The sequence below is a fragment of the Acrocarpospora corrugata genome (assembly GCF_009687845.1).
Taxonomy (GTDB): Bacteria; Actinomycetota; Actinomycetes; order Streptosporangiales; family Streptosporangiaceae; genus Acrocarpospora; species Acrocarpospora corrugata.
The window spans coordinates 1-3,580 of the sequence record NZ_BLAD01000166.1; the positions used below are offsets into that span (position 1 = coordinate 1).

Sequence of the window (3,580 nt, forward strand, 5' to 3'; positions counted from 1 at the left end):
CCAGCCATGATCTACGAGAGCCGCGGGCATCTCAGTTCCGGGGTGAACTTCAGCCTCTGCCGTCACTCATAGTGACCAGACCCAGGAACCTCCTTTTACCACTCCCCGATCAAGCTCGAAGAGCCACCATGATTGGTGAGGGGCGTGGGGTGGAGAAATAGCAGCCGATCACATCGACTCTGGCCCCTGTCCGGCGTGTGGCTTCGATACGCGCCGATTACTCGGCTCGCCATTGGGATACGCGTTCCTCGGTCCACACGAGAGCCTCCACTGAATCCGGACCGCTTCACTGCCGCCTCTTCAGGAATCGAAGCCTGCCTGCGAGAGAAGCCCTGAAAGACCGTGACCTGGACGGATGGAAATATCGGCAGGCGGACTCACTGGAACGCGCGACCCGGCGACTTCTTGCCGTTTCGGCAAGAGAATTTGCTCGCAGCCCGGACCACCTCGTACCGTCATCTCGTACTTATTGAAAACAGTTATCAGTTTGGGGTGACGGTGCACACCGACGCGTTCGCGCGCCCTCACGCTCCCATACCGCGCACCGCCCGCCGGAGCCGGGGCCGGGTGTGGCGGGGAGCCGCCGCCGCGGTGCTCGTGATCGCGATCCTCGGCGTCATGATCGGTTCGGTCACGATCCCGCTGGAGACCATCGGGCAGGTCATGGGCGCGCACGTGTTCGGGTCCCCGGCGGTGACCGACCCGGTGCACGATCAGATCATCTGGGACGTCCGGGTGCCCCGGGTCCTGGCCGGGGTGCTGGTCGGAACCGCGCTCGCCGTCACCGGGGTCGTGATCCAGGCCGTCGTGCGCAACCCGCTCGGCGACCACTATGTGATCGGCGTGACCCCCGGTGCGAGCCTGGGCGCCGTCGCGGCCATCGTCCTCGGCGCGGGCCTGAGCCGGTTCGGTGTCGCCGCCGCCGCATTCGCCGGGGCGTTGGCCGCGTTCGCCGGGATCGTCGCGCTGGCCCGCCGAGGGCGAGGATGGCACCGGACGTGATCTTCGTCAACTACGTCGGCGACGAGCAGGCCGCCATCGACCAACTCAAGCAGACGCTGTCGAACCTGGAAGCGGTGCGGGACGGGCACGTCCACGGCCTGGACGAGAGCGGGCCGCAGGGTGGTGGCGTCGGAGTCATCGCCACCCTCGAATCGGTGGCCGCCGACGTGACGACCTCGACCAAGTGAAAGGGATTCCAACCATGACCGACAAGACACAGATCACCCGCGAGTTCTGGGACAAGCTCCACGACAGCATCGGCACAGGCGTACAGCGCGACCCGAACCGGTATCTGATCAGCGAGGTCGAGGGACTCGCGCCCGGATCGGCGCTGGACCTCGGCTGCGCGCAGGGTGCCGACGCGATCTGGCTCGCCCACGACGGCTGGCGGGTGACCGCCGTCGACGTGTCCGACATCGCCATCGAGCGGGCCCGGGAGAACGCCACCCGAGCCGGGCTCGCCGACCGGATCACGTTCGCGCGGCATGACCTCGCGGCGGACTTCCCAGAGGGGTCGTTCGACCTCGTCTCGGCCCAGTTCCTGCACTCGCCGGTCGCCGCCCCGGGCGAGCGGGAGCAGATCCTGCGGCGCGCGGCCGGGGCGGTCGCCCCCGGCGGGCATCTGCTCGTGGTCTCCCACCAGAGCGTCCCCTCCTGGCATCCGAAGTTGCCGGAAGGACTCACCGAGCACCCGATCAACCTCACCGTGCAGACGCCCGCGGAGAACATCGCGGCCCTGCGCCTGGCCGACGGGGAATGGCAGACGATCCGGGCCGAGACCGTCGCCATCGAGGTGACCTCGCCCGCCGGGGAACCGGGTATCCGCGAAGACCACCTTCTGCACTACCGGCGCGAAGCCGGGACCTGACCCCGTTGGTGGTGGGAAGTGAGCATGGCGGAAGACCGGCAGGCGCCCGACCTCACGCACGCGGTCCTGCGTGAGGTCGGGCCGTGGCTGCGCGCCGCGCGCCGGAAACGCGACTTCACGCCGGAGGCGCTGTCGGACACGACCGGCATCTCCGCCTCCACCCTCTCCCGGCTTGAGGCCGACAAGCGCGCCCCCAACCTCGAGTTGCTGCTCCCGATCACCCGCGCGCTGCGGCTGAGCCTTGACGAGCTGCTGATGTGGAAAGCGCCCGACCCGCGCGTGCGCTCGCGGACCCGGCAGTTCGGGAACCTGACCGTGGAATACCTGTCGCCCGAGTCCGCGCCGATCCAGACCTTCAAGATAACCCTGGAGAAGGTCGTCCGGACCATCACGAAAACCTGTATCCACTCCTCCGCGCGACCCGACCGGCCCTGACAAAGGAGGGCTGGGCCGAACTGGCCGACCTACCCACCGAGATGGTCGTGGCCTACCTGCTCACGCCCGACGGCTGGCACGGAGACGACTGTCCGCCGAGCTGACCTACGCGATCTCGAAAGGCTCAAACACAGGCTTGACGTTCTGGGCGGCTACCTAAGCCCGGGTCACCTGCTTCTGCGAGGTGACCCGGGCAACCAATGGGTCCACCACGATCCGAGACGCCCTGCGAGTACCAGAGCTGCACTCCGTTTCTTTCCGTTTCAAACCAGATCACAGCGCCACTACGCTGCCGTAGGTGGTCAACCTGCGCGACCGGGGGGTCGCACTCAACAACCGTGATGTCGCTGAGGACCGTTTTCTGGACCTACTGCTGACCTTCTCTGACAAGGACCGTAGTCGCGCGCCGCGTTTCGATGAGATGGCCGAGTCACTGGACCAGTCCAGCGACTTCGACCTCATCCGGCCCTTCGCCGAGAGCCTGATCCTGGAGTTCTCCGGCCGCGGCTGGGTCGACATCCAGAAGGGCATCGTCAACTTCCCGGACTGGTCGTTCCGGCTGCGCGACGCAGGAAGAGCCGCAGCGCAGCAGATGCGCGAGCGGCGGGAGGACTCGGAGGAACGCCGAGTCACCGCGCGTCTGGCGCTTCTTCGGTGGCTCTATCAGAAGACCGAGGCCGCCGCCGCGCCTGGCGGGCTCCACCGCGTCGCGGACTTCTACTCCTCGCCTCTGGTCTGCGTGTGGGGCGCACTGCTGGAGGAGACCCACGTCGACCAAGCGAGCCATTGGCTGGCGGGAAACCAGCTCATCGACATCGAGACGTCCTGGGGTGGGCAGGTCTGGGCGGCCATGCTCACCACCAAGGGTCGGGACTGCATCGAGGACTACGGCGGAGACATCGCAACCTACAAGAAGGACACGTCCATGAAGAACCACGGGGGCGTCACCATCCACGGCGACAACTACGGTCAGGCCGCCGCGACAAACTCCGGAAACGTCAACCAGCGTCAGGAGCAGGTTGACGTCAAGAAGCTGATGCCCACGCTTGACGGCATCCGCTCCATGGCCGACGCCTTGGGGCTTCCGGAGGACGAGGTCGCTGTCCTCCGCACGGAGATCGACAAGATCGAGCAGGAAGGTCAGGCTGGAGAGCTCGACGTACCTCAGGCGAAGACGCGGCTTCAGCGCATAAAGACGGCTCTCGGTCAGGCAACGATCGCGATTGGTCCGACGTTCGTCGCGGCCATCGAGGCTGCCATCTCGAGCCTGGGCAG

The 3,580-nt window shown here is 66.8% G+C and carries 5 protein-coding genes; all 5 read left to right on the forward strand.

The genetic code is table 11. The features are described from left to right. Nucleotides 1-492: 492 nt before the first annotated feature. A complete protein-coding gene (locus tag Acor_RS41865) occupies nt 493-1,002 on the forward strand; it encodes an iron chelate uptake ABC transporter family permease subunit (RefSeq protein ID WP_170317372.1) in 510 nt (169 codons plus the stop codon). Then, entirely contained in the window at nt 999-1,190 is a 192-nt protein-coding gene (locus Acor_RS41870) for a substrate-binding domain-containing protein (RefSeq protein ID WP_155342307.1), read from the forward strand. Before Acor_RS41865 ends, Acor_RS41870 begins: the two co-directional genes overlap by 4 nt. 14 nt (nt 1,191-1,204) lie before the next feature. Next, on the forward strand, nt 1,205-1,870 hold the full coding sequence (locus Acor_RS41875; RefSeq protein WP_155342308.1) for an SAM-dependent methyltransferase: 666 nt from the start codon (nt 1,205-1,207) through the stop codon (nt 1,868-1,870). A 24-nt stretch (nt 1,871-1,894) separates the two neighbouring features. Beyond that, the gene (locus Acor_RS41880) at nt 1,895-2,305 is read left to right on the forward strand and encodes a helix-turn-helix domain-containing protein (RefSeq protein ID WP_155342309.1); all 411 of its coding nucleotides are present in this window, start codon (nt 1,895-1,897) and stop codon (nt 2,303-2,305) included. 298 nt (nt 2,306-2,603) lie between these two features. Then, the coding region (locus tag Acor_RS41885) for a hypothetical protein (protein ID WP_155342310.1) at nt 2,604-3,580 on the forward strand (977 nt) is incomplete at its 3' end.

Coding starts and splice junctions, on each gene's coding strand:
- Acor_RS41875 (WP_155342308.1), top strand. CDS start 1,205: ATGACCGACAAGACACAGATCACCCGCGAGTTCTGGGACAAGCTCCAC.
- Acor_RS41880 (WP_155342309.1), top strand. CDS start 1,895: ATGGCGGAAGACCGGCAGGCGCCCGACCTCACGCACGCGGTCCTGCGT.